Source organism: Ensifer sp. ENS10, assembly GCF_014852025.1.
Taxonomy (GTDB): Bacteria; Pseudomonadota; Alphaproteobacteria; order Rhizobiales; family Rhizobiaceae; genus Ensifer.
Map to the genome: position 1 here is coordinate 49,082 of NZ_JACVAS010000016.1, position 26,609 is coordinate 75,690.

The 26,609-nt window shown below is 63.6% G+C and carries 25 protein-coding genes; 6 read left to right on the top strand and 19 right to left on the bottom strand.

The genetic code is table 11. The annotated features are described in order from the left end of the window. Positions 1 to 48: 48 nt before the first annotated feature. Positions 49 to 918, bottom strand: coding sequence for a LysR family transcriptional regulator (locus IB265_RS33700; protein ID WP_192495992.1), 870 nt, complete (start codon positions 916 to 918; stop codon positions 49 to 51). A 183-nt stretch (positions 919 to 1,101) separates the two neighbouring features. On the opposite strand from IB265_RS33700, the gene IB265_RS33705 reads away from it, so the two are divergent. After that, positions 1,102 to 2,073, top strand: coding sequence for a quinone oxidoreductase (locus IB265_RS33705; protein WP_112994097.1), 972 nt, complete (start codon positions 1,102 to 1,104; stop codon positions 2,071 to 2,073). Between the two features lie 43 nt (positions 2,074 to 2,116). Here IB265_RS33705 and IB265_RS33710 read toward each other — a convergent pair whose 3' ends face one another. From IB265_RS33710 to IB265_RS33720, 3 genes are all read right to left on the bottom strand, one after another. Further along, positions 2,117 to 2,794 (bottom strand): helix-turn-helix domain-containing protein, encoded by a 678-nt coding sequence (locus tag IB265_RS33710; RefSeq protein WP_210334667.1) that lies wholly within the window; start codon positions 2,792 to 2,794, stop codon positions 2,117 to 2,119. Positions 2,795 to 2,937: 143 nt separating this feature from the next. Then, positions 2,938 to 3,183 (bottom strand): DUF2798 domain-containing protein, encoded by a 246-nt coding sequence (locus IB265_RS33715; RefSeq protein ID WP_112994098.1) that lies wholly within the window; start codon positions 3,181 to 3,183, stop codon positions 2,938 to 2,940. Positions 3,184 to 3,219: 36 nt separating this feature from the next. Further along, entirely contained in the window at positions 3,220 to 4,128 is a 909-nt protein-coding gene (locus IB265_RS33720; RefSeq protein ID WP_113132976.1) for an NmrA family NAD(P)-binding protein, read from the bottom strand. A gap of 113 nt (positions 4,129 to 4,241) precedes the next feature. Between IB265_RS33720 and IB265_RS33725 the strand changes: the two genes are divergently transcribed. Next, entirely contained in the window at positions 4,242 to 5,135 is an 894-nt protein-coding gene (locus IB265_RS33725) for a LysR family transcriptional regulator (RefSeq protein ID WP_057255485.1), read from the top strand. Between the two features lie 51 nt (positions 5,136 to 5,186). Here the strand turns inward: IB265_RS33725 and IB265_RS33730 are convergent, their stop codons facing one another. Beyond that, the gene (locus tag IB265_RS33730) at positions 5,187 to 6,050 is read right to left on the bottom strand and encodes a DMT family transporter (RefSeq protein ID WP_112994099.1); all 864 of its coding nucleotides are present in this window, start codon (positions 6,048 to 6,050) and stop codon (positions 5,187 to 5,189) included. An 80-nt stretch (positions 6,051 to 6,130) separates the two neighbouring features. Between IB265_RS33730 and IB265_RS33735 the strand changes: the two genes are divergently transcribed. Together IB265_RS33735 and IB265_RS33740 are read left to right on the top strand one after the other, a co-directional pair. After that, the gene (locus IB265_RS33735) at positions 6,131 to 7,573 is read left to right on the top strand and encodes a PLP-dependent aminotransferase family protein (protein WP_112994100.1); all 1,443 of its coding nucleotides are present in this window, start codon (positions 6,131 to 6,133) and stop codon (positions 7,571 to 7,573) included. A gap of 335 nt (positions 7,574 to 7,908) precedes the next feature. Next, the gene (locus IB265_RS33740) at positions 7,909 to 8,949 is read left to right on the top strand and encodes a glutamine synthetase beta-grasp domain-containing protein (protein WP_112994101.1); all 1,041 of its coding nucleotides are present in this window, start codon (positions 7,909 to 7,911) and stop codon (positions 8,947 to 8,949) included. Between the two features lie 135 nt (positions 8,950 to 9,084). Here the strand turns inward: IB265_RS33740 and IB265_RS33745 are convergent, their stop codons facing one another. From IB265_RS33745 to IB265_RS33785, 9 genes are all read right to left on the bottom strand, one after another. Beyond that, a complete protein-coding gene (locus tag IB265_RS33745) occupies positions 9,085 to 9,993 on the bottom strand; it encodes an ABC transporter ATP-binding protein (protein WP_113132975.1) in 909 nt (302 codons plus the stop codon). Further along, positions 9,990 to 10,793 carry an ABC transporter ATP-binding protein gene (locus IB265_RS33750; RefSeq protein WP_057255490.1) on the bottom strand — a complete coding sequence of 268 codons (804 nt, stop codon included), beginning with the start codon at positions 10,791 to 10,793 and terminating at the stop codon, positions 9,990 to 9,992. The genes IB265_RS33745 and IB265_RS33750 overlap by 4 nt, the downstream gene beginning before the upstream one ends. After that, positions 10,790 to 11,680, bottom strand: coding sequence for an ABC transporter permease (locus IB265_RS33755; protein ID WP_057255491.1), 891 nt, complete (start codon positions 11,678 to 11,680; stop codon positions 10,790 to 10,792). The genes IB265_RS33750 and IB265_RS33755 overlap by 4 nt, the downstream gene beginning before the upstream one ends. A 1-nt stretch (position 11,681) precedes the next feature. Then, positions 11,682 to 12,659, bottom strand: a complete 978-nt coding sequence (locus IB265_RS33760; protein ID WP_057255563.1) for an ABC transporter permease — start codon at positions 12,657 to 12,659, stop codon at positions 11,682 to 11,684. 191 nt (positions 12,660 to 12,850) lie between these two features. After that, entirely contained in the window at positions 12,851 to 14,500 is a 1,650-nt protein-coding gene (locus IB265_RS33765) for an ABC transporter substrate-binding protein (protein ID WP_112994103.1), read from the bottom strand. Between the two features lie 29 nt (positions 14,501 to 14,529). Next, positions 14,530 to 15,552, bottom strand: coding sequence for a glycoside hydrolase family 3 N-terminal domain-containing protein (locus tag IB265_RS33770; RefSeq protein WP_112994104.1), 1,023 nt, complete (start codon positions 15,550 to 15,552; stop codon positions 14,530 to 14,532). A 22-nt stretch (positions 15,553 to 15,574) separates the two neighbouring features. After that, the gene (locus IB265_RS33775; RefSeq protein WP_057255493.1) at positions 15,575 to 16,054 is read right to left on the bottom strand and encodes a GNAT family N-acetyltransferase; all 480 of its coding nucleotides are present in this window, start codon (positions 16,052 to 16,054) and stop codon (positions 15,575 to 15,577) included. A gap of 465 nt (positions 16,055 to 16,519) precedes the next feature. Then, complete coding sequence (locus IB265_RS33780) at positions 16,520 to 16,888, bottom strand: YbaN family protein (protein ID WP_057255494.1); 369 nt, start codon at positions 16,886 to 16,888, stop codon at positions 16,520 to 16,522. Between the two features lie 19 nt (positions 16,889 to 16,907). Further along, positions 16,908 to 17,597: a DUF2161 domain-containing phosphodiesterase gene (locus IB265_RS33785; RefSeq protein ID WP_112994105.1), complete on the bottom strand. Its 690-nt coding sequence runs from the start codon at positions 17,595 to 17,597 to the stop codon at positions 16,908 to 16,910. Between the two features lie 251 nt (positions 17,598 to 17,848). Between IB265_RS33785 and IB265_RS33790 the strand changes: the two genes are divergently transcribed. Then, positions 17,849 to 19,201 (top strand): nodulation protein NfeD, encoded by a 1,353-nt coding sequence (locus IB265_RS33790; protein WP_057255496.1) that lies wholly within the window; start codon positions 17,849 to 17,851, stop codon positions 19,199 to 19,201. A gap of 54 nt (positions 19,202 to 19,255) precedes the next feature. Then, complete coding sequence (locus IB265_RS33795; protein WP_057255497.1) at positions 19,256 to 20,035, top strand: slipin family protein; 780 nt, start codon at positions 19,256 to 19,258, stop codon at positions 20,033 to 20,035. Between the two features lie 15 nt (positions 20,036 to 20,050). Here the strand turns inward: IB265_RS33795 and IB265_RS33800 are convergent, their stop codons facing one another. The 5 genes from IB265_RS33800 to IB265_RS33820 form a co-directional block, all read right to left on the bottom strand. Beyond that, positions 20,051 to 20,863 (bottom strand): inositol monophosphatase family protein, encoded by an 813-nt coding sequence (locus IB265_RS33800; protein WP_113132974.1) that lies wholly within the window; start codon positions 20,861 to 20,863, stop codon positions 20,051 to 20,053. A gap of 33 nt (positions 20,864 to 20,896) precedes the next feature. Beyond that, positions 20,897 to 21,958 (bottom strand): ABC transporter ATP-binding protein, encoded by a 1,062-nt coding sequence (locus IB265_RS33805; RefSeq protein ID WP_113132986.1) that lies wholly within the window; start codon positions 21,956 to 21,958, stop codon positions 20,897 to 20,899. Positions 21,959 to 21,966: 8 nt separating this feature from the next. Further along, positions 21,967 to 24,204, bottom strand: a complete 2,238-nt coding sequence (locus IB265_RS33810; protein WP_192495993.1) for an iron ABC transporter permease — start codon at positions 24,202 to 24,204, stop codon at positions 21,967 to 21,969. A gap of 133 nt (positions 24,205 to 24,337) precedes the next feature. Beyond that, the gene (locus IB265_RS33815; RefSeq protein WP_113132972.1) at positions 24,338 to 25,363 is read right to left on the bottom strand and encodes an ABC transporter substrate-binding protein; all 1,026 of its coding nucleotides are present in this window, start codon (positions 25,361 to 25,363) and stop codon (positions 24,338 to 24,340) included. 175 nt (positions 25,364 to 25,538) lie between these two features. After that, positions 25,539 to 26,531: an ABC transporter substrate-binding protein gene (locus IB265_RS33820; RefSeq protein WP_192495998.1), complete on the bottom strand. Its 993-nt coding sequence runs from the start codon at positions 26,529 to 26,531 to the stop codon at positions 25,539 to 25,541. Between the last annotated feature and the right edge of the window lie 78 nt (positions 26,532 to 26,609).

Below are 26,609 nucleotides of genomic sequence, written 5' to 3' on the forward strand. Positions count from 1 at the left end.
GTTTCAACCGGTTCGCGCCTTTCGCCGTTTCAACGCGGCAACGGAACGCTAGGTTCTTGATGTGATCGGCAGGGCTTCGAGCAGCACGCCGATCGCCGCATCGACGACGGCTGTGCGGCGATCCCTGGCGAAAAGCCCGTATTGGACGGCAAGCGGCTTCGGAACGCCTGACGAAGCGGGGAGCGCCCGCATCGTGCCCGCTCTCATGGCTTCTGGTGGAAGCAACCCGATGCCGAGCCCATTCTCGATTGCGGCTTGAAGCGCCGTGATGCTCTGGCTCGTAAAGGTGATCCGGTGTTCCCGGCCCTGGTCCGCCAGCGTCTCGATCATGCGCCGGCGCCAAAGACAGGGCGCTGCGAAGGCGACGAGGTCGACCGGCCGTGTCTCGTCGAACGCATAGTCCGTGGCGCAGACCCATTGCAGTTCGACGTTCCAGGCGGTGAGGGCGTCGGCCGTGACCACAGAGGTCGGCACGACCATGATGTCGAGTTCACCTTCGGGCCAGGTCCTTCCGAGCGCTACGCACTGCTCCACCACCACGTCGAGCCGGATCTCCGAATAGCCGCGCCGCAGCCGCCCGAGAGCCTCGGGCAGCGCCGTCGTCGCCACTTCCTCGGCAAGCCCGACCCGCACGCCACCGCTGAGATCGGCCTGTCGCAGCCGCGCGGCCGCTTCGTCGCCGAGCGCCAGCATGCGGGTCGCATATCCCAGGAACAGTTCGCCCTCGGGCGTCGGCACGACGCCGCGACCAGTGCGGTTGAAGAGTTGGCGGCCGAGCAGATCTTCGAGCCGGCGCATCTGCATGCTGAGCGCCGATTGGGTGCGGCCGGTCTGGGTAGCGACGCGGTTCAAGCTGCCTTGTCGACAGACCGCCACAAAGGCGCGCAGCAGGTCGATGCCGATCCGATCAGATATCATAATCTTTGAACTCTGTTGTCATCGATATCAGTCTATACGGGGAACTGCCGTGTGGCTATTTATCAGGTGTGAGAACAAAGGAGCGCTCGATCCGCATGCCCAAGACGAGCAAGCCGGCACCCACCATCGACTAGGCACTGCCACGGCCCTGCGGCCACGATTCCCAACCAGAGGAGCAAATCCATGAAAGCAATCCGCGTGCATCAGCACGGCGGGCCTGACGTGCTCGCCTATGAAAACGTCGAACTCGGCGAACCTGGCCCCGGCGAGGTCCGGGTGCGCAACCGGGCGATCGGCGTCAACTTCGTCGACGTCTACCTGCGCCGCGGCTCCTACCCGCCACCGCAACTGCCGTTCATCCCCGGAAAGGAAGGGGCGGGTGAGGTGATCTCGGTCGGGCCTGATGTCGAAGGCTTCAAGCCCGGCGATCGGGTCGCCTATGCCGAGGCGCTCGGCGCCTACGCGCAAGAGCACAATGTGCCGGCCCATTTCCTCGTGCATCTACCTGACGATATCGACTTCGAGACGGGTGCGGCGATGATGCTGAAGGGCCTGACGGCGCAATATCTCCTGCGCCGCACCTTCCGTGTCGAAGCTGGCCACACCGTCCTCGTCCATGCGGCTGCCGGCGGCGTCGGCCTTATCCTGACGCAATGGGCGAAGCACCTCGGCGCAACGGTCATCGGCACCGTAGGCTCACCTGAAAAGGCCAGGCTGGCGCGGGCCAATGGCGCAGACCACGTGATCGACTACAGCAGTTCGGGTTTCGCCGACCATGTCCGCGAGATCACCAAAGGCGAGGGCGTCGATGTCGTCTACGACGGCATCGGCAAGGCGACATTCGAAGGTTCTCTCGACAGCCTGCGCCCCTTCGGTCACTTCGTCAGTTTCGGTGCCGCCTCCGGCCCGATCCCGCCGTTCGACATCACGACGCTGGCGATAAAAGGATCGCTTTACGCCACGTGGCCGCTGCTGCCGGCGCACCTGGCACGCCGCGAGGACGTGCTTGCCATGAGCAAGGATCTCTTCGACGTCGTCGCGAGCGGCGCGGTCAAGATCCCCGTCCACGCGCGTCTGCCGCTTTCGGAGGCGGCCGAGGCGCATCGCCGGCTCGAGGGACGCCGGACGACGGGTGCCATGGTGCTGTTGCCTTAGCGTTGGGTGGCTCGACCTGTCGGGCCCCAGACGCTCCTAAAGGTCACGTCTTGCTGGTGGCAGTCAGCCGGTTGTCGGCCCGCGTCACCGCAAGGCTGTCGGCAGGGCTTCCCGACGGATCTCCGTCGCCGAACACATCCATGGTGCAGGTGTGCAGAATGGTGGTGGGCTCTTTCGTGTGGTTCCACATCGTGTGGGTGCGCAGCGAAGGGAAGTGGGCGGAATCGCCGGCTTCCAGCACCATGCGTTCGCCGTCCACCTCCAGCGTCAAAGCCCCCTGGAGAATGAAGAAGATCTCTTCACCCTCGTGCGACATCGGCTCGCTGCGGTGGCCCGGCGGTTCGTGGATGATGGTGCTTCTGAGTACATTGCCGGGGAAGGACGCGGAGAGGCGTTCGTAGGAGACCGCGTTGCCGCGTTCTCCGCCGAGCCCATAGATCGGCCGGTGTTCGCGGCGGGTGAACGGTGTCGCCACCTTCGGTGGGTTGAGGAAGCTTCCCGCCTCGACCTTCAGCGTCCGGCAGACGGCGATCAGCGAGGTCAGTGACGGGACGGTGATGCCACGCTCGATCTGCGAAATGAAACCAACGGAAAAGCCTGCCTCGTCGGCGACCTCCTGAAGGGTCATCTTCAGCGTCTTGCGCCGTTGGCGCAGGCGATCGCCGAGCGACGGCGCCTCTGCCTCGCCGGTAGATGCGCCGCTGGCATGTTCCGTCGTCACTGTCTGTTCCCCTTATAGTCTCTCCTCAAGCTAGGGCGCGGCCCAATTTCCTGTCAATCGCTTTTAGGTATCCTAAAAATCATCCGTGGCTTCAGAAAAGCTGGCTCGGGCAGAGAGACGATGAGGCAGTCGGCAAAGGCGTGTCAGTTGCTGCGCGGCGGCTCGACGGTCGCCGCCACGATTCGGCGCACCACCGGGAGGGCAACGAGCAGGCTCGGGAACGCGACGAGCCAGGAGAAGGCCCAAGCCCTTACCCACAGCGCGAGAAGGTCGGGCTGAAAGCCATTGCCGGCGGCCGTTGAGACGAAGGAGACGATGCCCGACATCAGGGCTGAGAGAACCAGCGGCATAACGATCGGCTGGTACCGGTGAGGAAGCTTCTTTGGCATAGGAATACTCCGGGATTTTGAAGAGAAGGAGAGTGGCTATCGGCCGGCAGGAACGGCGCCGGACGGACCTTGCCGCGAGGCCCGTGCCAACTCGCGGATGAAGCTTAGAAGGCTGCGGGGTTCGCGCTGAAGCGCCGCGCGGAGCGTCAGGCTGTTTCCACCGAGACCGACATCCGAGTAATGGGCATGCACCTTGGCCAGCAGTTCCAACTGGTGGTCGGTGTATGTGGCCGCGATCGGCTTTGCCCATTCGTGAAACCCGATGTCTCCGGCAATGATCGGCCGCCCGAGCGCCCCGGTCATCATCTGGGCGATTTCCTCGCGGTTATGCCGTCCGTCGGCGCAGAGCTCGAGCGTCGCATAGGCGAGGCGGTCTTCGGTCAATGCAATTGCCGCAACTTCGGCAACATCACGGTAATCGACACGGGCGATACGCGCCGTCGTCGGGAACGGCTCGGCGAAGGTGCCGGTTGCAAGCACACTTGGCCAGGCCGGGCGGAGGTTCTGCATGAAGTTCGCGGGATGCAGAATGGTGTAATCGAGCGGTGACGAATAGAGCGCGTCCTCCACCGGCATCTTGGCCGCATGGTTCTTCAGCCGGACATGGGTCGGCTGGATGACCGAGGAAAAGACGAACTTGCTGACGCCGGTACGCACGGCGGCATCGACCATCGACACGCCCATCGCCGCTTCATCCGGGGCAAAGGCAGGCCCGATATGGAAGACGCCGGCAGCGCCTTCGAGTGCCCGGTCGAGGCTGCCGCGCTCACGCAGATCGCCGATCGCGATTTCGGATGCGCCCAGCGATTTCGCCAGCGCGCCATGCGTCTCATCGCGGATCAGGGCGCGAACCTTGGCGCCGCGCCGCGCCAGTTCCGGAACGACGAGACCGGCAAAGCGACCGGTGGCGCCGACAACGAGGATCGTATTGGAGCGCTGGTTCATCTGGGTCTGCCTTTCGTGCCGCCGAGAAGTGATGACTTCAAGCTAATGAGGCACAAGGCGGCGGACAATCGACGTGAAATGTGATTTATTCTCCCGGAAAACGGGATTATCGCATGAGCCGCATCGAAGATCTGGAAGCCTTTATGGCGATCGTCGAACAGGGTAGCCTGACGGCGGCTGCGAAACGGCTGGGGCGCCCGCTCCAGACCGTCAGCCGGTCGCTCGCCATGCTTGAGGACGACGTCGGTGTTGAACTGGTGCATCGCACGACCCGCCGCTCGATGCCGAGCGAGGCGGGCGAGAGCTTCTATCAGCGCATCAAGCCGGCGGTGGAGGAGATCCACGAGGCGCGCGAGGAGGCGGCGCAGCGCCGGTCCGAGCCGTCAGGCGTGCTGCGCCTCGGGGCGCCCAATCTGTTTGCGCCGCGGTTCCTGATGCCAATCATCGCCGAATACATGGCGAAGTATCCTGCGGTCGAGGTGGACCTCGACCTTTCCGATGCGTTCGTCGACCTCGCCGGGAGCGGGCTCGACCTCGTGGTGCGGATCGGGGATCTCGCGGATTCGGGACTGACAAGCAAACGCCTGGGTGCGCTTCGCCGGGTCGTCTTCGGTTCGCCCTCCTATTTCGCGCGCTTCGGTCGGCCTTCACATCCGCTGGAACTGGCCGAGCATCGTTGTGTCACGCGCACGGGCGACGAGCGACCTGGCGCCTGGATGTTCACCATCGACGGTCGGGCTCGTGCGGTCAAAGTCACCGGCGCGTTTCGCACGAATTCGATGAACACGATCTACTCGGCGGTGGAGGTAGGTCTCGGCCTTGGCTACTCTCCGCTCTGGCAGATCAAGCACCTGATCGACGCGGGCAAGGTCGAAATCGTCCTTGAAGACTTTGAGCCCGCTCCGGTGCCGATCCACGCGCTTTGGCTCGAGGGGCGGAGCCCTTCGGCAAAAATCCGTTACTTTCTCGATCTGCTCGGCGAGCGGCTGAAGCTCGACCGCCTTTAGAGCGGGCGAGGCCGTTTCTCTGCCGGCACCGCCCTTAACGTGTGAAGCTGCCTATTTCGCGAACTTCTTGGCGCCGGCGACGCAGACCACGATGGCGCCGGTGGTTGCAAGCATGGCCCAGCTCACCGGCTCTCCCAGAAGCGTCGCTGCAAGTGCCAGGCCGAAGAAGGGCTGCAGAAGCTGCAGTTGGCCGACGCCGGCAACGCCGCCGAGCGCGAGGCCGCGATACCAGAAGACGAAGCCGACGAGCATGCTGAACACCGAGACATAAGCGAGGCCCGTCCAGGCGCCATGCGTGACCGTCGCGAAGGAGGAAGGCAGCGTGAAGAGCGTGAGCGCGAGCATGATCGGCAGCGACAGGACCAGCGCCCAGCAGATGACCTGCCAGCCGCCAAGCTTGCGCGAGAGGCTGGCGCCCTCGGCGTAGCCGAGGCCGCAGAGGATGATGGCGCCGAGCATCAGGAGGTCGCCGATGGGCGACGCGGCGAAGCCCTGGACCAGCGCGAAGCCCACCACTGCGGCGCTGCCGAGGGAGGAAAAAAGCCAGAAAGCCGGGCGTGGCCGCTCGCCGGCGCGCAACACGCCGAAGATCGCAGTCGCCAACGGCAGCAGGCCGACGAAGACGATCAGATGCGCCGAGGTCACGTGCTGCAAGGCCAGGGCGGTCAAAAGCGGGAAACCGAGCACGACGCCGAAGGCGACAATCGCCAGCGAAACGAGATCGGCCCGCGCAGGGCGCGGCTGACGGAAGATGAGAAGCAGCGCGAGCGCGAGCAGGCCGGCGATCGCCGCGCGCGCCACCGTCAGAAACACCGGATCGAAATCCATCACTGCGACACGGGTCGCAGGTAATGATCCGCTGAAGATCAGCACCCCGAGAAAACCGCTCATCCAACCGTCTGCCGTCTTGTCCATCGCATTCTCCTTTTTCGTCTGTATCGGCCGCAGAGGGTGGTCTTTCCAGAGACAATACGGTACAGTTTCGTCAAACTGTAATGGATGTTTGGGCAGTACGGATGACGATGCAGGAGCTTGGGATTGGCAGCGAAACGCTGCTTGAAGGCGTTATGGCGACGATCCGGCAGCGGATCTCGGGGCGCGTTCTCACACCTGGCGCGAAGCTTCCGTCCATCCGCGCCTTCGCCAAGACCATGCGCGTTTCCAAATCGACCGTCGTCGAGGCCTATGAGCGGCTGGTGGCGGAAGGCGTCATTCGCTCGAAACCGGGCGCGGGTTTCTTTGTCTCGGCGCCGCTGGCGCCCTTGTCGCTGGCCGAGATTGGGCCGCGGCTCGACCGGGCCGTCGATCCGCTCTGGGTATCGCGCCAGGCGCTGGAAACGGGCGACAACGTGCTGAAACCGGGCTGCGGCTGGTTGCCGCCGAGCTGGATGCCGGAGACGGCAATCCGCCGCGCGCTCAAGTCCGCAGCCAGGCTGGAGGCGAGCGGGCTGACGGACTATGGAACGCCGCTTGGCCATCGGCCGCTGCGCCAGCTTCTGGCACGACGTCTCGGCGAACATGGGGTCGAGGCGTCACCCGATCAGATCATCCTGACGGAATCGGGAACGCAGGCGATCGACCTTCTCTGTCGCTTCCTGCTCGAGCCCGGCGATACGGTCGTGGTCGACGATCCCTGCTATTTCAATTTCCATGCCTTGCTGCGCGCCCACCGGGCTGAGGTGGTGAGCGTGCCCTATACGCCCTCGGGGCCCGATCTGGAAAAATTCGCCGAGGTGCTGGCGGCGCATCGGCCGCGGCTCTACATCACCAATTCCGCTCTCCATAACCCGACAGGCGCGACACTCTCTCCTGTCGTCGCCCATCGGCTGCTCAAGCTTGCCGAGCAGGCGGGGCTGACGATCATCGAGGATGATATCTTCGCGGATTTCGAGCATACGCCGGCGCCACGGCTCGCCGCCTTCGACGGGCTCGATCGTGTCGTACAGATCGGCAGCTTTTCCAAGACCCTCTCCGCCTCGATGCGCTGCGGCTTCATCGCCGCGCCGCGCGACTGGATCGAAGGGCTCATCGACCTGAAGATCGCCACCACCTTCGGCGGGCCGAGCCTTGCGGCGGAGCTGGTTTTTTCGATGCTCAAGGATGGCAGTTATCGCAAGCACATGGAGGCGCTGCGCCAGCGTCTGGCGCGCGGCATGAGCGAGACGGCGGCGCGGCTCGGTGCCATCGGCATCAAGCCATGGATCGAGCCGCAGGCCGGGATGTTCCTCTGGTGCCGTTTGCCCGATGGTGTCGATGCGGCCGACGTGGCACAGAAGGCGCTACAGCGGGAGATCGTGCTGGCGCCCGGCAACGTCTTTTCCCATGCCGGCACGGCCAACGGCTTCATGCGCTTCAACGTCTCCCAATGCGAGGATGAGCGGCTTTTCGAAATTCTGCCCCTGATCATGCGCCAATGCGGTGTCGGGCGCGCAGGCTGAGCAGACCGGAGTGCTGAAGGCGATTGCTCGTTTTAGAGGCAATCGCCGGCGATTGCTGGGGAAGGGCCGTTGATCTCAGCCTTGCCACTTTGCTTTGCCGCGGAGTTGGGCAGGTTTTGCCTATTTTTTGCGCAACTCGCTTTTTCCTTGCGCTGTTGCTTCTGCTCGCCGGGCCTCCTGCCTGCGACCAAAGGCAAATTTCTCTGGATTTTCGGCGTTGAACCCGAGTTGGCACGATTAATGCTTCTCAACGGGCATCGGTCGTCGGGCAGCCGATCTGGATTGCCCAGCCGCTTCGGAACCCAGCCATTCCTGGCGTCATGTGAGAGAACGAAATGACAAAGTTTAAGCTCGAATACATCTGGCTCGACGGTTACAAGCCCACCCCGAACCTGCGCGGCAAGACCTTGATCAAGGAATTCGATGCTTTTCCGACGCTTGAGCAGCTGCCGTTCTGGGGCTTCGACGGGTCCTCGACGATGCAGGCCGAAGGCAGCAGCTCTGACTGCGTTCTGAAGCCGGTTGCCGTTTATCCGGATCCGGAGCGCAAGAACGGCGTTCTGGTTCTCTGCGAAGTCATGATGCCCGATGGCACGACCCCGCATCCGTCCAACACCCGCGCCTCCATCCTCGACGACGAAGGCGCCTGGTTCGGCTTCGAGCAGGAGTATTTCTTCTATCAGAACGGCCGCCCGCTCGGTTTCCCGGAAGCCGGCTTCCCCGCGCCGCAAGGCCCCTATTACTGCGGCGTCGGTTTCAGCAATGTCGGCGATGTTGCCCGCAAGGTCGTCGAAGAGCACCTCGACATCTGCCTGGCTGCCGGCATCAACCATGAAGGCATCAACGCAGAAGTCGCCAAGGGCCAGTGGGAATTCCAGGTGTTCGGCAAGGGCTCGCGCAAGGCCGCCGACGAAATCTGGCTCGCCCGCTACCTGCTGCAGCGCCTGACGGAAAAATACGGCATCGACGTCGAATACCACTGCAAGCCGCTCGGCGACACCGACTGGAACGGCTCGGGCATGCACGCCAACTTCTCGACCGAATACATGCGCACAGTCGGCGGCAAGGACTATTTCGAAAACCTGATGGCTGCCTTTGCCGAAGCCCGCGCCGACCACATCGCCGTCTACGGTCCTGATAACCACATGCGCCTGACCGGCAAGCACGAAACCGCTTCGATCCACCAGTTCAGCTACGGCGTTGCTGACCGTGGCGCTTCGATCCGCGTTCCGCATAGCTTCGTCAACAACGGTTACCGCGGTTACCTCGAAGATCGCCGCCCGAACTCCAAGGGCGACCCCTACCAGATCGCTTCGCAGATCCTGAAGACGATCTCGACAGTGCCGACCGACGTCGCAAAGCGCGAAGCCGCCTGATTTTCCCTTGCCCGGCGCATACGAGGGCGCCGGGCAAACTCGACTATGTCGCGCCTCTCGCGACGACAAACAAAAACGCCCTGCGGATTGCGGGGCGTTTTTTGTTTTGGAGCGATGCGCGCGTGGTTCCGAGCTTTAGACCGCGCGCACGAAATGATCGGGTTCCACTTCGCGAATCGACTCTTGCGTCGCTGCCGAGCGGCGGCGTGTCTCGTCTGCCTCGGAGGCGCTGACTTGCGCGTTCGGATCGTCGAAGCGGATGTCGGGGTCGGGAACGGCCGAGAGCAACAGCTTGGTATAGGGATGGGCCGGATTGTCGATGACCTTGCCGGTATTTCCCCATTCGACGATCTGGCCGGCATACATCACCGCGATATCCTCGGCCACATAGCGGGCGGTCGCGATGTCGTGGGTGATGTAGAGCAGGCCGAGGTTCATCTCGCGCTTCATTTCGCTGAGCAGATTGAGCACGCCGAGGCGCACGGAAACGTCGAGCATCGAGGTCGGCTCGTCGGCGACGATGACCTCGGGCTTTGCCGCGAGTGCGCGGGCGATGTTGACGCGCTGGCGCTGACCGCCCGAGAGTTCGTGCGGGTACTTCGGCGCGACGATATCGGGATCGAGCTTCACTTGCCGCAGGAGCGCCTTGATCTCCTCCGCGATTGCGGCGCCCTTGATGTCGGGGCGATGCAGCATCAGCGGCCGCTTCAGATGATAGGCGATCGTGTGGGCCGGGTTGAGCGAGGCGAACGGATCCTGGAAGATCATCTGCACCGATCGGCGATAGTCGGCGTTCTCCTTGCTTTCCGCTGAAACGATGGGCTTGCCCTTGAAGAGCAGCCGCCCTTCGCTCGGTTCGTATTCGCGCATGGCGATGCGGGCGCAGGTGGTCTTACCGCTGCCGGATTCGCCGACGACGGCGAGCGCCCGTCCCGTATGGAGCGAAAAAGAAATCGACCGCGCGGCACGCACGGCGCCCGGTCCGTTGCCAAAGGTCTTGCTGACCTTGTCCAAGGTCAAAATGGGTGCGGATGTGCCGGTCATCGAAGAACGCCTCCATGCAGCGAGGGAAAGGAGGCCCAGAGCTTCTTCGTGTAGTCGTGTTCGGGCGTCCGGTAGATGGTGTCGGCGGTGCCCTGTTCGACCAGCTTGCCGGCAAGCATGATGCCGATGCGGTCGCAGAACTGCACCATCAGCCCGAGGTCGTGGGTGATGAAGAGCACGGCGAAGCCGAGCTTGCGCCGGAGCTCGTTGATGCGCTGCAGGATTTCGCGCTGAACGACGACGTCAAGCGCCGTCGTCGGTTCGTCCATGACGATGAGGCGCGGATCGAGCGCCAGGCAGATGGCAATCACGATGCGCTGGCGCATGCCGCCGGAAAACTGGTGCGGATAGTCGCGCATCCGGTCCGGCGAAATATCGACGAGCCGCAGCATTTCTGCAGTGCGGTCACGCGCAGCGGCCCGGCTTATGCCCTTATGTGTCTTCAAGACGTCGTAGAACTGCTGCTCGATGCGCAACACCGGGTTCAGCGAGTTCATCGCGCTCTGGAACACCATCGCCACCTCGCGCCAGCGGAAATCGGCAAGGCCCTTATGGTCGAGATCGAGCACGTTGCGGCCGTCGAGCAGGATGGCGCTCTCCTTGCGGATCAGCGCCGGCGGCCTGTGCAGCCGGCTAATGGCAAAGGCGATCGTGCTCTTGCCGCAGCCGGATTCTCCGGCAAGGCCGAAGACTTCCCCGGGCGCAACGTCGAAGCTGACGTCGTCGACGGCGCGGAAGTCGTTGGTCTCGCCGATATAGTCGATGGTCAGGTTTTTGACCGAAAGCAATGGCGCTGTCACAGGCGGCCCTCCCCGGAACGGATAAGGGCCGACCAGCGGCCGAGGCGGTTGCCGGTGCGCAGCCGCGGATTGGCGATCTCATCGACCGCGAAGTTGAGCAGCGACAGGCCAATGCCGAGGAAGGCGAGCGCGAAGCAGGGCGTCAGGATGTCCCACCAGGCGCCGACCGAAAGGGCAGAGGCCTTCTGGGCGCCATAGAGCATGGTGCCCCAGGAAACGACCTTGGGATCGCCAAGGCCGAGGAACTCGAGCGTTGCCTGGGTGATGATCGCAAAGATCACGCTGCCGATGAAGTTGATGCCGACAATCGAAATCAAGTTGGGGAAGATCTCGAAGGTCATGATGCGCCAGCGCGGCTCACCCATCATCTCGGCGGATTTCACATAGTCCTTCTGCTTGACCGAGAGCGTTTCGGCGCGGGTGACGCGTGCGCCCCAGGCCCAAGAGGTGCCGCCGAGAATAAGCGCGATGACCCACGGGCTCGCCTGGCCGATGAAGGCGGCGAGCACGAGCAGCAGCGGCAGGTTTGGGACGACGAGCACCATGTTGGTGAAGAAGCTGATGACTTCGTCGACCTTGCCGCCGCGGTAGCCGGCGATGATGCCGAGCGCGGTGCCGACGGCGGTGATCAAAAGGCCGGCGCCGAAACCGACCGCAAGCGAGGTACGAGCGCCATAGATCAGGCGTGCGAAGACGTCCTGGCCGATGCGGGTGGTTCCGAGCCAATGGTCGAGCGACGGCGCCTGGTGCGGCCGGCCGACGCGGGCGCTCGGGTCGTAGGTAGTCAGCAGCGGGGCGGCGATCGCCACGAGCAGAATGAAGGCGACGATCAGCGCGCCGACCATGGCCTTGCGATTGTGGATCAGCGGGAAGGAGGAGGTCTTCATGTCAAGCCCTCTTCAGTCGCGGGTCGAGCAGCACATAGCTGATGTCGACGACGAAGTTGGCGACGAGCATCGTGGCGGTCATGATCAGAAGCTGTCCCTGGATGACGGGGTAATCGCGGGCGAGGATAGCCTGGTAGAGAATGTTGCCGAGACCGGGGTAGTTGAACACGACCTCGGTCACCAGCGAGCCGCCAAGCACCGTGCCGATGGCAATAGCAAGGCTCGAAACGGTCGGCAGCAGCGCGTTGCGCGCGGCATACCAGAGCATCACGCGGGTGTCGGAAAGCCCCTTCGCGCGGGCCATGACGATATAGTCCTCGCCGAGCAGGTTGATCATGTTGTTGCGCATGGTCACGGCGAAGCCGCCTGTCAGAACGGCGCAGAGCGTCAGCATCGGCAGCAAGCCGTGATAGATGACGCTACCGAAATAGGTGAGCGAGAAAGCCGGATCGAGCGCCGGATCGGCGGCATAACCGGTCGGAAACCAGCCGAGGGTGAAGCCGAAGGTGAAGACGACGATCAGCGAGGTGACGACGGCCGGCACCGAGGTCGCGAAGATCGCGCCGACGGAAACGATGACGTCGAAGAGGCTGCCGCGTCGCCAGGCGGCAAGAATGCCGAGGAAGGTGCCGAGCGCGAAGCTTACCAGCGTCGCCGTGCCCATCAGCCCCACGGTCCAGACGAGCGCATTGCCGAGAACCGTCGTCACCGGCAGCGGGAAATACTTGATCGAGCGACCGAGATCGCCGCTGAAGATGCTGCCGAGATAGGTGAGGTACTGCTGCCAGAGCGGGCCGTCGACGAAGCCGAAGGTCAGTTTCAGGGCCTGCAGGCTTTCGGGCGGCAACTCGGCGCCGGCGCTCGAAAACATGATCTGCACCGGATCGCCGGGCATCAGCCGCGGCAGGAAGAAGTTGATCGTCGCCGCGGCGACGAAGGCCGCCAGGTAGAAGCACAGGCGGCGTAGCAGAAAGGCCATCGGGAACTCCATCGACTGCGGCCGCCGCATGTGGGCGTCAGGCGGCAGGGCTGTCTTTTTGTCGGACCGTCCGAACGAGCAAAAGCCAGGACGGTCGCGTGGCGGACGAAGGGCGTCCGCCACTGTTTCCGGATCAAGACAAGGCGCCCTCCCGGAGCATCGTCCGTGAGAGCGCCGCGCCTGCGATCGGGTTACTTCACCGGTTCAAGCGCCAGCAGGTGCAGGAGACGCGCCGGGTTGTTGCGGGTGATCGACGGGTTGACGAAGGGGTTTTCCGCCGTCGCCCAGCCCTTGAAGCGCTTAGTGTTGTACTGGTACCAGTTCGGGTTGTTGAATACCGGCATCATGGGCATGTTCTCGGCGACGACGCGTTGTGCCTTGTTCATCGCTTCCTTCTGCTTGATCGGGTCAGCGGTCTGGGTGAACTCCGTCAGCAGAGCCTCGACGTCCGGATTGAACCAGCGCTGCGCGGTGAAGCGGGTCTTGCCCTTGTCCGAAGCGCTGAAGGCGCGCTTGTAAGGGTAGTAGGGCGAGGCCGATGCCGGCAGGCTGTTGATCGCCGCGTCGAAGGTGCCGTTGATGAGGTTACCGGTCCAGACAGCCTCTTCCGGCGTCTCGATCTTGGCGTCGAGGCCGACCGCCTGCAGGCCTTCGGCCGCGATCGTCACCGTGTCGATCCAGTCGGTCCAGGAGCTCGGCACAATGATCGAGAAGGCGATCTTGCTGCCATCCGGGTTGTCGCGGAAGCCGTCGCCGTCCTTGTCGGCATAGCCGGCTTCGTCGAGCAGCGCCTTGGCGGCGTCGGCATCGTACTTGCCGTATTTACCGAAGTCGGCCGCAACCGACGGATCGGCCCAGCTCTTGTAAAGTTCGCCCATGCCGGCCGGGTCTTCGTTGAGCGTCGGATAGCCGTAGCCGGCGACGTCAACCATGGTGCCGCGGTCGAGCGCCATCGAGGCGGCGCGGCGGAACTTCACGTCGTTGAAGGCCTTACGATTGTTCTCGTTCGCGGTTTCCTGGTTGAACAGGAAGGCGACCATGCTGCTTGGCGAGTACCAGAAGTGATAGTGCTCCGGGTCCTTGGCGACATAGACGTTCTCGATATCCGGGATGAAGGAAACGCCCCAGTCGAGCGTGCCGGAGGCCGTCGCCGTCAGGATCTGGTTGTTGTCGGCGAGCTGCGGGAAGCGCACGCAGTCGATCTTCAATGTTGCGGCATCCCAATAATGCGGGTTGCGGCACTGGTCGTAGGTCTGGCCGGTAAAGCGCGGGATCTCGGTCAGCGGGCCGCTGCCGACGGGCGTCTCGTTGGCGAAGGTCACCGGCTCGGCGATGTCCTTCCAGACATGCTCCGGAACGATCGGCAGCTGCGCCAGCTGCTCGGCTGCGAGCGAGCTCGGATTGGCGAGCATGAAGCGCACCGTCTCAGCATCCACGGCCTCGACGCCGGTGATGAAGGTCCAGATGCTGACGAAATCAAGCGCCGGGAACTTCTTCAGATAGTCGTAGGTGAACTTGACGTCGGTCGCCGTCAGCGGCTTGCCGTCCGACCACTTCAGGTTCGGCCGAAGCTTGAACTCGATCGACTTCAGGTCGTCGGCAAGCTTGAAGCTTTCAGCCAGGCGAAAGACCGGCTTGTTGCCGTCGAAGCGATTGAAGACGACGAGCGGCTCGTAGATGAAATCGAGCGTGCTCTGGCGCGCCGAGGTCTGATTGAACGGGTTGAAGTTGCGTACCCAGGTGGTCGCCGGCTCGATGTTGGCGGTGAGCACGGTCTGGGCGGCCGCCGGGCCGGCGAGGAGGGCAAGCGCGGTGGCTGCGCCGAGAATGGATTTTTTCACGGTAGTTCCCCTTTTGATTTTCGGATTGGTCAGGCGACGAGGGCGCTGTTGAACATGTCCTCGACTTCCGCATGGGCCGCGCGCACGTCGACCTTCAGCGTGCCGAGACGGGCCTTGCCGGCGTCGATCCGCTTCTGGGCGGCGGCGGTCAGCGGACTTGCCGCCTTGGCTGCCGCTTCGCTTTCAGCGAGCGTGCCGTGGCTGTGGAGCGCAATGTCGAAACCGGCGTCGAGCACCTGGCGGACACGCTCTGGCAGCGTACCGCGAAGCGATTCCATGAAGATGCAATCGGAAACGAGAACGCCGTCGTAGCCCATGTTGTTGCGGATGACGTCGTGCATGACCGGCGAGATGGATGCCGGCAGCTCCTTGTCGAAAGCGGAATAGACGACATGGGCGACCATGGCCCAGGGCGTGTCGCGAAGTGCTACGAAGGGCTTGAAGTCGGTAGCGGTCAGCGTCTCGCGCGAAGCATCGACGATGGGCCGCTCCTTGTGCGAATCGAGCGTCGCCCGGCCGTGGCCCGGGATGTGCTTCATGACCGGCATGTTGCCGGTCTCAAGCAGGCCATCGACTACCTCACGGCCGAGCGCTGCGATGAAGTCCGGATCGGCGCCGAAGGAGCGGGCGCCGATCACCGAGCTGGTGGTTGCAAAAACGAGGTCGAGCACCGGCGAGCAGCCGCTCGTGAGACCAAGTTCGCTCATCATCGTGCCCATGGCCTGGCTCGAAAGGCGAAGCGCCTTCTTGCCGAGGGCGACATCGCGGCGGGCGAGCTCGGCGAACTCGCCGAAGGAGCGAAACAGCGGCCAGGGGCCGGCGTCGAGATGCTGGACGCGGCCGCCTTCCTGGTCGGTGAAGACGGGGGCATCTTCGCGGCCAACCGCTTCGCGAAAGCGTTCGATCAGCGCCCTTGTCTGCGCGGGTTCGCGCTGGTTGCGGCGGCCGACGAACAGGCCGAGCGGATTGGTTTCGCGGAACAGAGCGAACTCGTCGTCGGAAAGTGTGGGATTGGGAATGCCGACAAAGAGGGCAAGCGGGGTCGAGGACATTGGGAGGCTCCGATAGTGGAAATTACTTGGAAGGGCGGCGCAGCATGCCCTGGTAGATCCCCTTGTCGGGGGCCGGGATCGGCACGGCGCCGACGGTCTTTGCGTAGAAATCGACGGGGCCGGCATCGCCGATGAAGGCATAGGCGTGGCCAAGGGTCTTCATGGTGTCGAGACAACTGGAGAGCAGCGCCACGCCGATACCCTTGCCACGGCTTGCGGGATCGACGCCCGTCGGGCCGAAAAAGCCCGGCGCCGTCGTGTCATAGCAGGCAAAGCCGACCAGCTTGCCGTCGTCCACGGCAATGAGGCATGCCACGGGGCGGCGCGTGAAGGCGACAGCCACCTCGCTTGCCCAGGTCTCGCTGAAATTCTCCCGCACCCAATCAATGACCAGGCGCATTTCCGGCGGCAAGGCGGGCCGAATGGTCGCCTTGTCGGTTTCGGTTCTTCGCTCGAGTTCGCCAAGGATCGGCGAATACAAGCTCACCAGCATGTCAGGCATGTGCTCCTCCACGTATTCCGTTATTAAGGAATTGCTGCCTTTGTAATGCAATAGATGGATCCAACCCGACCGGCTTGTCAATCGCCAATCGCCAGATTCGCGGTGCTATCCTCTTTTCGCGCCATCAGACGTCGACCGATGAAACGTTCCAGCGGTGCAGCCTAGGACCGCGTATCCCGGCCGGCCTCGGGTGCATGGCTGCGGTAGCGGTGCCGGAAAAATGGCGGCCAAAAGAGCCGAGCAAAGCGCTTCGCTCTGAAGATTGCACGTTTGTACAACTTTGTTCTTGGGTTGTTCGAAATATATCTTGATTTACAAAAACACTAAGTATGAATATTCGCGCTCTCATGAAGTGCATGCTTAAGAAGAGCTCGCCATTTTCGATCGCGACCAAGTATTTCCTGAGAAGAAAAGTATTGTTTTTCTGCGTGGGCGGCGCAGGTTCTTGTCCCGCTGCCTTTATGGCTACTCCGCCGGACGCGTCAGGATGAACAGCGCAGGAAGCGCCATCGACGCCGCGACGATCGCGGCCAGCGTCAGGCTTGGATTGCCGAAGAAAACGAAGAGTCCGAAGCTAGCGGCCATCAGGCTGACCGCACCGGTTTTGGCGCGCTTGGAGATGGCGCCCTTTTCACGCCATAGCCGCAGCGAGGCCCCGAAGACGCGGTGATTGAGCAGCCATTGCTCCAATCGCGGCGAAGCGCGAGCGAAGAGGCCCGCCGCCAAAAGCAAGAACGGAGTCGTCGGCAGGACGGGGAGGAAGGCGCCGATGACACCCAACCCGACCATCAGCCATGCAATACCAAGACAGAGGATACGAAGGGCGGGGTTCATACGATGGCTCCGGTGAGCGTCATGCTTCGGATGTCTCGACGATCGGCGTCGTGGCCGCCTCGCTCGGCGGCCAGCGGCGAAGCGCCTCGGCTCCCAGCTCCGTCAGGGCATAGATGCCGCGGTCGATCCGCTCGAACCAACCATAGACGTTGCTGAGCAGGATCTTGGCGGCATCCGGTGCGACCGGGCGAAGGTCGCGCGGGCGCTGCTGGCCGCTCTGCAGGGCGGCCGCACAGGCAAGCGCCTGCTGCCGATAGGCGGTCATGATCGGCGAACGGGTGGCACCGCCGGCGGTCGGGTCGCCCTTGCGGCGGCGGTGCTCGCTGATCAGGCGCGACCGCTTCCTGTTGTTCTTGCGAGGCATTACCGCGGAGGCTGCGAGAATGACGTCGACCATGCCATTGTCGGCGACCGCCAGCATGCCGAATCCGAGCCTGCGGCAGAGATCGCGGAACCGGCGATCGCTCTCCCGCCCCTTGCCTTTGGCCGAGACACGGGCGGCGATCCACACCTCGTCGCCGGCGGTGGCGCGGTCGACGGCCTGCAGGATCAGCTCGAGATTGAAGCTCAGCTTGAGCTCGCAGATGACGACAAGCGGCGGCTCGTCATCGCTGAGCGCCACCATGTCGCAGCCGCCGATCTCGCCCTTGACGCTGTAGCCGCGGGTTTCGAGAAAGCTCTTGATCGGCTGATAGAGGGTCGTCTCCAAACCCGGGAATCCTGTTCTGGTCGAAATCGGGGAGGCTCAAGCAGTGACGCATCATTGCGAAAGGAGACTAGCAGATAACCCCGATCGCCGGACTTGTCATCACGTCGCAGCAGGAAGGAGGGCTGACCTCGTTGCTCCGAGGATCCAACCGATGCAGTAGCAACCTCGCTTCGTCCTAACCTTGTGTTGTGCTATTATTCTCGAATGGACTCCTCTTCGGAGGCGTCGGGCATGCGAGGTTTTGACGACGGATGTTGCGAATCCTCACGCTGTTGTTTGTTTTGATCTCGTCATTCGCGTTTCCAGCTTCGCCGCAGGCCGAAAACGATCGGGTCGCCTTGGTGCTGCATGTCAACGGCGCCATCGGCCCGGCCACGGCCGAATATGTCAGGCGCGGCTTGACGAAGGCGGAACAGCGCCGCCTTCCGCTGGTGGTCTTGCAGATGGATACACCCGGAGGTCTCGACACGTCGATGCGCGAGATTATCCGCGCGATCCTCGCTTCCCCCGTGCCCGTTGCAAGCTACGTTGCGCCGAGCGGCGCGCGTGCGGCGAGCGCCGGCACCTATATCCTCTATGCCAGCCACATCGCGGCCATGGCGCCGGGAACGAACCTCGGGGCGGCGACGCCGATTGCGATCGGTGGTGACATGTTCGGTCAGGGGAAGGATGGCGATACCAGCAAGGACGGCGGCAAGCAGCCGGCGGCTCAGAACGCCGCCGAGGCGAAGCTCGTCAATGATGCCGTGGCCTATATCCGAGGACTGGCCGAACTGCGCGGGCGCAATGCCGACTGGGCCGAGAAGGCGGTGCGCGAGGCTGCAAGCCTCTCGGCCGAAGCGGCCGTCAGGGAGAAGGTCGTCGATTTCACCGCCGCCACCGTCGCCGATCTCTTGCAGCAGGCAAACGGGCGCTCCGTGCAAGCGGGGCAACAGGAGATCGTGCTCGATACGGCGGCGCTTGCCGTCGAGGACTTCGTGCCCGACTGGCGCACCAGGCTGCTTTCGGTCGTTACCGATCCCAATATCGCGGTCATCCTGATGATGATCGGCATTTACGGTTTGATCTTCGAGTTCCTGTCTCCGGGGTCGGTGGCGCCGGGCACCATCGGCGGCATCAGCCTGTTGCTTGGGCTCTATGCGCTTTCGGTGCTACCCGTCAGCTACGCCGGCATCGGACTGATCCTGCTTGGCATCGGCCTGATGGTTGCCGAGGCGCATTCGCCGTCTTTCGGCGTGCTCGGCGCCGGTGGCAGCGTTTCACTGGTTCTGGGCGCGGCAATCCTCTTCGACACGGATACGCCGGGCCTGCAGGTCTCCTGGTCCGTGCTGGCGGCGCTTGCCGTCGCAAGCTTCGGCTTCAGCCTGCTGGTCGCACGGCTGGCCTTCAGCTCACGCCACCACGCGGTGGTGACCGGCGGCGAACAGATGATCGGGATTGCGGGCAAGGTCGATAGTTGGACAGGCGCCGCCGGCTACGTCATCGCCCATGGCGAACGCTGGCAGGCGGTGAGCACGGAAACGCTGTCGAGAGGTGAAGATGTGAAGGTTGTCGGGCGGAACGGACTGACGCTCGAAGTGGTGCGCGAAGGTCAAAAGGCATAGCGCTCCGCGGGTCCTATGGGCGCAGGCGAAAGCGTCCGGAATGGAGGAATGGTCATGGACATGTTTGGGAGCCTCGCTCCTCTTGCCGCGTTGTTGGTGCTTGTCATTCTCGTTATCGCCTATTCGATCCGGATCCTGCGTGAATACGAGCGCGGGGTGATCTTCACGCTCGGGCGGTTCACCGGCGTCAAGGGACCGGGGCTGATCCTGCTGGTGCCCTATGTGCAGCAGATGGTGCGGGTCGATCTCAGGACCCGGGTGCTGGACGTGCCGAGCCAGGACGTGATCTCCCATGACAACGTTTCAGTTCGGGTCAGCGCCGTGATCTATTTCCGGGTCATCGATGCGGAAAAATCGACGATCCAGGTCGAAGACTTCATGATGGCGACCAGCCAGCTGGCGCAGACCACCCTGCGCTCGGTGCTCGGCAAACACGATCTCGACGAGATGCTGGCGGAGCGGGACCGGCTGAACGAAGACATCCAGAAGATCCTCGACAGTCAGACGGATGCCTGGGGCATCAAGGTCGCGACCGTGGAAATCAAACATGTCGACATCAACGAGAGCATGATCCGCGCGATCGCCCGCCAGGCCGAGGCCGAGCGCGAACGGCGCGCCAAGGTGATCAATGCCGAGGGCGAGCAGCAGGCTGCCGCCAAGCTGCTCGAGGCTGCCGAGATCCTGTCCAAGCAGCCTCAGGCGATGCAACTGCGCTATCTGAGCACGCTCAACGTCCTTGCGGGCGAGAAGAATTCAACTGTCATCTTCCCGTTCCCCATGGAGCTCGGCCGCCTGTTCGGGCTAAAGGCCGACAAGCCGCCCGGTCAAACGTGAGCGCCGCGAAGGCGCTCAGGCCGCCGCCGCTTCAAGATTGGCGACCTTCATGAGGTCGTCGACTGCGCCGGGCGCAGCCGCCAAGACCGGAGACCAATGCGTCAAAGCCTCGCCGCGCGTCGGGAAGGGCAATGTCCAGCCGCCGGCTTCGTTCACCAGGCAGTAGCCACCGAGGCAATCCCAGGCATGCATATAGGGCTCGTAGTAACCGACGAGGCGACCGGCGGCGACATAGGCGATCATCAGCGCACCGGAGCCGTTGCGCATGAAGTTGCCGCCATTCGAAAGCAGACGCTCGACGATGGCACCCATCTCGCCGGGTTTCACCTGATCGTTGGCGCCAAGCCCGGTGACGGCGTTGCGGATCGTGCGCGTGTCGTCGAGGCGAAGCGGCTTGCCGTTCAGCGTCGCGCCGCGGCCCGTTGCCGCCGCGTAGACTTCCTGATGGCAGGGCGCGTGGATCACGCCGATGACGGGCTTCTCCGCATGCACGACGGCGATCGAGACGCACCAGTTCGGCATGCCGTTGACGAAGGGCGTGGTACCGTCGATCGGATCGAGCACCCAGGTGAAGCCGGATGTGCCGTCGAGAAGACCATGCTCCTCGCCAAGCACGCCATCATCCGGAAACGCGGCGGCGATCTTGTCGCGGATCAGCGTCTCGACGTTGCGATCGGCGATCGAGACGACGTCGTGCGCGTCGCGCTTGGTTTCGATGACAAGCGTTTCCCGCTTCAGGAAATAGTCGTAGGCGAGCCGACCGGCCTCCTCGGCCATGGATTTGGCAAGCGCGAACCGGGCGTCGAGGCCGGCAATTTCAGCAGTCATGCAAGTGTCCTTCTCGTATCCAGTTGTAAAAAGTCATGCGTCAATCAAAGCGAGGCCCCGGTTGCGGAAACCGATCGCGACCTCCGTTGCCGGAGATAACATGTCCTCGACCGCCTGATCGACAACGAACAGGAGGCCGGTAGCCGTTTCGACCTCGTATTCGACATGGCCGCCGAGATAGGCAGCGCTGCTGATCGTGCCGGAAAGTGCTGCGCCCTTGGCCGGCGTCAGGGTCACCGCATTGGGACGCACTGCAAGCTTCGACGGCCCTGGCCGAGCGGTCTTCGAGGGCAGCCGATGTTCGAGGCCGCCGATGCGGATCGTCGCCTGACCGGCTTCGGCGGCGGTGACCTCGCAAGGCAGCACATTGGCCTCGCCCATGAAGTCGGCGATGAAGGTGGAGGCGGGCGTCTCGTAGAGATCGCGTGGTGCTCCTTCCTGCGCGATCGCACCATCCTTCATGACGATGATGCGGTCGGAAACGGCAAGCGCCTCATCCTGGTCGTGGGTGACGTAGACGGCGGTGAAGCCGAGCCGCTGCTGCAACTCGCGGATTTCCGTGCGCACCTTGCGGCGCAGGCGCGCATCGAGGTTCGACAGCGGCTCGTCCAGCAGCAGCACTTGCGGTTCGAGCACGAGGGCGCGGGCGACGGCGACACGTTGCTGCTGTCCGCCGGAGAGCTCCGCCGGGAGCCTTTGTCCGAGGCCGCCCAGGCCGACGAGCTGCAGGCCTTCCTCGGCGCGCTCGCGCGCCTCCTTCTTCTTGATGCCGGAGGATTCAAGGCCATAGGCGACATTGTCGAGCGCCGACATGTGCGGGAAGAGCGCATAGGACTGGAACACCATCGAGACGTCGCGCTCGTTGGCCGGAAGCATGGTCACGTCCTTGCCACCGATCAGGATCTTGCCGGCGGAGGGGTGCTCGAGGCCGGCAAGCATGCGCAGCGTTGTCGTCTTGCCGCAGCCGGAAGGCCCAAGCAGGGTCACGAGTGTACCGGGCTCGATGGTGAGCGACAGGTCGTGGATTGCAGTGAAGGCGTCGAACTGCTTGCGCACGTTCTGAAAGACGACCGAGCCGGTGCGCGGGGTGCTCATGTGGGTGCTCATGCGGTTTTCTCCTGGGAGATGGTGGTGGCGGCTGGACGGGCGGGGGCGGCACCGAGGACGCGGTTTTCGCGCCTCAGTTTGCGTTCGCCGACGAGGAGTTGCAGGCTGGTGATGACGGTGATCATCACCAGGATGAGGGCCGAGGAATAGGCGATCGCAACACCGAACTCGCCGTTTTCGACAAGGCCGACGATATAGGCAGTGGCCATGTTGTATTCGGCGCTGACGAGGAAGACGACCGCGCTGATCGAGGTGATCGCCCGGACGAAGGAATAGACGAGCGCTGCGACGATCGCCGGCCGCAAGAGCGGCAGGATGACCTTGCGCAGCGTGCGGAAGCTGGTTGCCCGAAGCGTCAGCGACGCCTCGTCGAGGCTCTTGTCGAGCTGGCTCATCGCCGCTATGCCGCCGCGCACGCCAACCGGCATGTTGCGGAAGACGAAGCAGGCGACGAGGATCAGTGCCGTGCCGGTCATTTCGAGCGGCGGCAGGTTGAAGGCGATGATGTAGCTGATGCCGATGACGGTGCCGGGAATGGCAAAGCTCAGCATCAGCGCGAACTCGAAGACATCACGGCCGGCAAAGCGCTGGCGCACGATGAGGTAGGCCGTCAGCAGCCCGACGAGTGCCGTCAGCGGTGCGGCGAGCAGCGAAATCTCCATGGTCGTCCAGAAGGAATTCCAGGCAACACCGGTCCAGGCAATCGCGCCGTCTACGACGGAAATCGAGAAAGCCTTGGCGTAGTGGTCGAGGGTCAACGAGTTGTCGAGGCCCCAGGTCTTCACGAAACCGCCGAAGAGGATCATGCCGTAGACGACGACGGTGAAGATCATCCAGGGGATGACGATGGCGTGGACGCCGATCGACAGCGAGCGTGGAAGCGCGCTGTGGGCGCCGGAGTCGCCCTTGCCGGTGACGGTCGAATAGTTCTTGCCGGCGAGCCAGTAGCGCTGAGCCAGGAAGGCGGAAAGCGTGAAGCAGAGCAGAATGATTGCGAGAACCGCTGCGCGGGACGGATCGTTCTGGGCGCCGACGACGGCGAAGAAGATTTCGGTCGAGAGCACGCCGTGGCTACCGCCGAGCACTAGCGGGTTGCCAAAATCGGCCATGCTTTCGATGAAGCCGATGAGGAAGGCGTTGGCGAGGCCGGGCTTCATCAGCGGCAGCGAGACGTTCCAGAAGGTGCGCCAGCGATCGGCGCGGAGCGTCTGCGACGCCTCTTCCATCGATGGGCTGACGCCTTCGACGACGCCGATCAGCACGAGGAAGGAGATCGGCGTGAAGGAGAGGACCTGGGCGATCCAGATGCCGGTAAGGCCGTAGAGCCAGCGGCCGGGCTCGATGCCGAAGGCATCGGACAGAAACTCGGTGACGACGCCGGCGCGGCCGAAGAGCAGCGTCAGCGCCAGGCCGATGACGAAGGGCGGGGTAATGATCGGCAGGATAGTCAGGAGCCGCATGCCCTTCTTGAAGGGAAAGCGCGTGCGGGTGGCCACAAGCGCGAAGGCAAGGCCAAGGAGCGTCGAGCCTGATGCGGTCATCAGCGCCAGCCACAGGGTGCGCCAGGCGACGCCGCAGCGGCCTTCGCCGATGACGCAGCCCAGGCTCCAGATCGAGCCGTCCTGGATGTTGCGAATGAAACCGTCAGGCTTGAACGAGCCGTCGAAATCCTGGACGGAAGCTGCGAACATGCTGCCGACCGGATAGAAGACGAAGACGATGACCAGGGAAACGAGCAGCGAAATCGCCGCAACGATGAAGGCGTCCCCCTTGAGCACGCCACGCTCCGCAAGCCCGAAGGCGAAGAGCAACACGAAGGTGAGTGCCGCGATCACGGCGCCGGCGCCCATCGAGGGTTGACCGTCGGAGAGAGGGCCGAACAGGGCCTCGGTGATCGTCCAGGTCCAGCCGGTGAAACCGATCGCCAGTCCCTGAAGCGCGAGAAAAACGACACCGGCGGCGCCGGCGATCGCGAGCACCAATCCGCGGCGGCCAGGGTCGCGGATAAAGCGTGCTGCCGCCGAGACGGCCAAGAGCAGAAACGCCACGCCAAGCCAGGCGCGGCCATGGGCGAAGATCTGTGCCAGGCCGGGGGCGACGGCGGGGTCGAATGGGAAGCTGGCGAGCCATCCAAGGCCGAAGAAGCCACCTTCGATGCCATACCAGGGGACCAGCAGGAAAGCGGCCAGTCCGAGCCCGAGTGTCAAGTCGAGCCTGCGGTTGCGATGTTCCATGACGGTCCTCGCGTGATTTGAGATGAAAATGGTGTGCCGTTGGGCCGTCCCGATCAAAGGCCGGAGCCGGCAACCGGGCGTCTATGCCAGGCGGTGCCGGCCGGATCGCTTTTCCGGCCGGCTGATCCTGCGATCAGTTGGCGCTTGCGCCCACTTCGCGATCCCAGCGCTCAAGCAGCGCCTTGCGCTTCTCGGCGTCGCCGAAAGTGGCGAAGTCGTAGTCGATCAGCTTGATGTCCTCGAACTTCGGTGCTTCCTTCGGCACTTCGGCCGATTTGTTGGACGGGAGCTGGAAGGACTTGGCCTCCTTCATGCGCGACTGCACGTCGGGCTTCAGAGCCCAGTCATACCAGGCCTTGGCATTGTCCAGGTTCTTGGCGCCGCGAATGATCGACATCGAGCCGATCTCGTAGCCGGTGCCTTCGCAGGGCGCGATCGACTTGACCGGGAAGCCTTCGGCGGTCTGGGCGACGGCGTCGTGCATGAAGACGATGCCGAGGCCGGCTTCGCCGCGCGCCGCCGCCTTCACCGGTGCGGAACCCGACTTGGTATATTGCGCAATGTTGCCGTTGAGCTTCTTCAGATAGTCGAAGGCCTGGTCCTCGCCCATGATCTGCACCAACGAGGCGAGCGCGGTATAGGCGGTGCCGGAAGAGTTCGGGTTCGCCATCTGGATCTCGCCCTTCAGCGAGGCGTCGAGCAGGTCGGCCCAGCACTTCGGTTCCTTCAGGCCCTTCTTTGAGAAGATCTCGGTGTTGTAGCCCCAGCCGAGCGCGCCGGCATAGACGCCGACCGTGCGATAGCCCGAGCCTTCAGCCTGCTTCTTCGCCCAATCCTGAAGCTGATCGAGCAACGGCGACTTGTATTCGAGCGTCAGGCCATCGGAGGCCGCCTGCAGATGCGGGTCGCCGGTGCCGGCCCACCAGATATCGGTCTTCGGGTTGCGGGCTTCGGCGCGGATCTTGGCATAGGTCTCGCCGGACGACAGGCGAACCATGTTGACCTTGATGCCGGTCTCCTTCTGGAAATCGCCGGTCATCTGCTCGCAGATCACCACGTCTGCCGAGCAGATGAGGTTGAGGCTGCCGGCGGCTTGAGCCGGCAGCGCGGCGAGCGCCGTGCCGGCAAAAAGCATGAGGGAAAGGGTCGTTGTTTTCATTGGGGCATCCTCCTGTTGCCTTGGTTTATGCGGGCGCGAACGAGACACGGCGCGGCCATCGGCCTGCCCGCCGGGCAGCACGTTCACGGTTTCGGATTTGTGGTTTGCTGGAGCGAGATGAGGATAAGTCTGTGCGGTTTTCCGCTCGCATCTCGCTCAAGTTTATTCGGCCCGGTCAGTTCGTCGTGGTGATCTCCGCGTCGAACCTTTTGAGCAATCGACTTCGTTCTTCCGGCGAGCCGAAGGTGGCGAAGTCGTAATCCACCATTTTGATCATCGAGATATCGGGTGCGGCGAGCGGCAGGTTCGAGCGCGCATTGGACGGCACCTGGTTCTGTCCGGAGGCCGCCCCCGTACCCTGACCCTCCGGGCTCAAGGCGAAATCGACGAAGCTTTTCGCGGCCTCCAGATGCCGAGCACCCTTGACGATGCTGACGGCGCCGATCTCGTAGCCGGTGCCCTCGCAGGGTGCGACGATAACGAGGGGCGAGCCCGCCTGCTTCTGCGTGACGGCGTCGTGCATGAAGGAAATGCCGATCAGCGTTTCGCCGCGCGCCGCCGCCTTCACCGGAGCGGAGCCGGCCGTCGTGTATTGGTCGATGTTGCGATTGAGCGCGGACAGGAAACGGAAGGCTTCGTCTTCGCCGAAAAGCTGTACAAGGGTTGCAAGCGTGGTGAAAGCGGTGCCGGAGGAATTCGGATTGCCGCTGCGGATGCGGCCGCGATAGGCGTTGTCCGCAAGATCCTTCCAGCAGGTCGGTGCTGGCAGCTTCAGCGCATGCAGAAGATCGGCATTGTAGGCAAAGCCAAGCGCCCCGGCATAGATACCCGCCGAACGGCCGCCGGAAATGGCGAAGAAGTTCTGCGCCCAGGGCAGCATGTCGCGTTCATGCGCCGGCTTGTAGGGTTCGAGCAGGTTCTCGGATCCGGCCTGCAGATGGGTGTCGCCCGTGCCGCCCCACCAGACATCGACGGTCGGCGCGTCTTTCTCGGCCCGCAGCTGGTTGAGGATGTCGCCGGTGCTCTTGCGGGTCATCGAGATTTCGAGGCCGGACTTCGTCTCGAACGCCGTCTTCATCGTCGCGCACCACGCTTCGTCGACACCGCACAGCACGGTGAGTGCCGGCGCCGTCATGCCTGTTGTGGCGGTGCACAGCCACAGGGCCACGCACCCGCCGATAGCGGTGATGCCTCTCACGATGTCCTCCCATTTGGAACGCTGCCGTTCCAATCTCCGCAGTCAGGA

What these genes read in the sequence shown, in the direction of transcription:
- IB265_RS33705 (WP_112994097.1), top strand. Translation starts at nt 1,102, where the DNA reads ATGAAAGCAATCCGCGTGCATCAGCACGGCGGGCCTGACGTGCTCGCC.
- IB265_RS33730 (WP_112994099.1), bottom strand. Translation starts at nt 6,050, where the DNA reads ATGGACAAGACGGCAGACGGTTGGATGAGCGGTTTTCTCGGGGTGCTG.
- IB265_RS33795 (WP_057255497.1), top strand. Translation starts at nt 19,256, where the DNA reads ATGGACATGTTTGGGAGCCTCGCTCCTCTTGCCGCGTTGTTGGTGCTT.
- IB265_RS33700 (WP_192495992.1), bottom strand. Translation starts at nt 918, where the DNA reads ATGATATCTGATCGGATCGGCATCGACCTGCTGCGCGCCTTTGTGGCG.
- IB265_RS33740 (WP_112994101.1), top strand. Translation starts at nt 7,909, where the DNA reads ATGACAAAGTTTAAGCTCGAATACATCTGGCTCGACGGTTACAAGCCC.
- IB265_RS33790 (WP_057255496.1), top strand. Translation starts at nt 17,849, where the DNA reads ATGTTGCGAATCCTCACGCTGTTGTTTGTTTTGATCTCGTCATTCGCG.
- IB265_RS33800 (WP_113132974.1), bottom strand. Translation starts at nt 20,863, where the DNA reads ATGACTGCTGAAATTGCCGGCCTCGACGCCCGGTTCGCGCTTGCCAAA.
- IB265_RS33775 (WP_057255493.1), bottom strand. Translation starts at nt 16,054, where the DNA reads ATGCCTGACATGCTGGTGAGCTTGTATTCGCCGATCCTTGGCGAACTC.
- IB265_RS33745 (WP_113132975.1), bottom strand. Translation starts at nt 9,993, where the DNA reads ATGACCGGCACATCCGCACCCATTTTGACCTTGGACAAGGTCAGCAAG.
- IB265_RS33725 (WP_057255485.1), top strand. Translation starts at nt 4,242, where the DNA reads ATGAGCCGCATCGAAGATCTGGAAGCCTTTATGGCGATCGTCGAACAG.
- IB265_RS33815 (WP_113132972.1), bottom strand. Translation starts at nt 25,363, where the DNA reads ATGAAAACAACGACCCTTTCCCTCATGCTTTTTGCCGGCACGGCGCTC.
- IB265_RS33770 (WP_112994104.1), bottom strand. Translation starts at nt 15,552, where the DNA reads ATGTCCTCGACCCCGCTTGCCCTCTTTGTCGGCATTCCCAATCCCACA.
- IB265_RS33760 (WP_057255563.1), bottom strand. Translation starts at nt 12,659, where the DNA reads ATGGCCTTTCTGCTACGCCGCCTGTGCTTCTACCTGGCGGCCTTCGTC.
- IB265_RS33780 (WP_057255494.1), bottom strand. Translation starts at nt 16,888, where the DNA reads ATGAACCCCGCCCTTCGTATCCTCTGTCTTGGTATTGCATGGCTGATG.
- IB265_RS33720 (WP_113132976.1), bottom strand. Translation starts at nt 4,128, where the DNA reads ATGAACCAGCGCTCCAATACGATCCTCGTTGTCGGCGCCACCGGTCGC.
- IB265_RS33805 (WP_113132986.1), bottom strand. Translation starts at nt 21,958, where the DNA reads ATGAGCACCCCGCGCACCGGCTCGGTCGTCTTTCAGAACGTGCGCAAG.
- IB265_RS33715 (WP_112994098.1), bottom strand. Translation starts at nt 3,183, where the DNA reads ATGCCAAAGAAGCTTCCTCACCGGTACCAGCCGATCGTTATGCCGCTG.
- IB265_RS33755 (WP_057255491.1), bottom strand. Translation starts at nt 11,680, where the DNA reads ATGAAGACCTCCTCCTTCCCGCTGATCCACAATCGCAAGGCCATGGTC.
- IB265_RS33735 (WP_112994100.1), top strand. Translation starts at nt 6,131, where the DNA reads ATGGATGTTTGGGCAGTACGGATGACGATGCAGGAGCTTGGGATTGGC.
- IB265_RS33810 (WP_192495993.1), bottom strand. Translation starts at nt 24,204, where the DNA reads ATGGAACATCGCAACCGCAGGCTCGACTTGACACTCGGGCTCGGACTG.